This window comes from Mesorhizobium sp. WSM3626 (genome assembly GCF_000513935.1).
Lineage (GTDB): Bacteria > Pseudomonadota > Alphaproteobacteria > Rhizobiales > Rhizobiaceae > Mesorhizobium > Mesorhizobium salmacidum.
Window position 1 is genome coordinate 1 of the sequence record NZ_AZUY01000100.1, and the last position, 1503, is coordinate 1503.

Here is a 1503-nt window from a genome sequence, read left to right on the forward strand (position 1 = left end):
GGCGCATGCCCGAAATGTCGCCGGCGCGCAGGCCGAGACGTGCAAGCAGGAGAAGCACTGCGCGGTCGCGGACGCCCATTGGCGTCGTGATGTCGCACGACGCGATAACCCGCTCGACCTCCGCCGTGGAGATGTAGCGCGGCAAGGCCGCCAACCGCCATTGCGGCACCGTCGGGATCGCATGATCAAGCCCCGACCGGCATAGGCCTTGGGTTGCTAAATATCTGAGGTAGCCCCGTAGCGCCATCGTCATCGTCTTGAGGTTTGCCCGCGAATTGCGCTGCGCTTCCCCCAGGATCGCTTGCCGAATGAGGCGGGCATCGTAATGCCTTGGATCGGGACCCAAAGCGGGAAGCAGCCGCATCACCATCCGGCCATGGCGATCGATTGTGCGCTCAGAAATGCCCCGGTGCCGTCTCAGCCAAATCTGGAATGCAAGGACATGGTCGTCGTGGGCACGCGGCTCATCCTGCGTCCATGGCGTCACGATCCCGCATTCCGCCAGAAAACTCACGAACCGCCGCGCCCGGTTCACGTATTTGGCGGACAGGCGATCGGCTCGTCGCACGCCGGGACAGCGGCATCGATGTCGCGCGAAACGGCGAACCGTATCCTCGTTGATCTCCGCGACAGCGATCTTGGCGCTTTGCAGCCAATGTCCGAAGTGACGAGCCGAGGCTTCGTAGCCTGACACCGTCAGGCGGGTGTGTCCCAGGCTCAACAATCGGCTCGTGAACGCTTCCACGAACGGTCGCAAGGCGCCCGGGTCCATCAATCGCGTGCATTCGAGCATAACTTCCTTCGACTTTGACAATGTGGTCCCCTCTCAAGGTCAAATGACGTCGAGAGACGACAAAATTATGCCGAGCAAGAAAGCGATTGAGCGCTCTAACACCTTGAAGTTGGCTTGATTGCGGCCTACTCTGCATAATCCAGCGCTCCACATAATTGCGGAAGTCCACCGGCTTCGTCGCAACCATCACCTTGGCCGCACCCGTCGGCCCGATCACGACGGCGCCTTCAGCGCACGGATCACCGCCCCACCGTCCTAGCGTCGGCGCCACGACCGACCCGCATGGCGACGCCGTCAATCTCCAGCTCGATCACGCCGGCTTCTCGCGCGGCCTTCCGCTTCCGTGTCGATCTCGCGCGCTTCCCCGCCGGTTCGGGCTCCTGTGCCGCGACCACTGCTGGAACAAACAACGGCTCCGGTGCCGGCGCATTCGCCAACGGCACACGCGCGGACCGGCGGACCAATGCATGTCGCCGAGCCACCGCGCTGACGGTCTCGCCAGCATCGTAGCTTTCCGCCACGATCCGCGCCTTCTCCTCCGAGCAACCATTCGCGCCGCCGTCCAGAACCCGTGAATATCTCAAGCCGTCGAACCGGATCCTCGTCCCTGGACTTAAGCGTAAGCTCTGAAATCGTCATGTGTCGAAGCCCTCAAAGGCTCCGAGCATCGTCGCTCACGACCATGCGCGAAAGGTGCTACCGGGACAGCG

At 62.8% G+C, this 1503-nt stretch carries 1 protein-coding gene; it reads right to left on the bottom strand.

What is annotated here, in order from left to right:
* Positions 1-814: integrase (locus M653_RS0131065; RefSeq protein ID WP_032936458.1), on the bottom strand; the 814-nt coding region annotated here is incomplete at its 3' end.
* Positions 815-1503 lie beyond the last annotated feature (689 nt).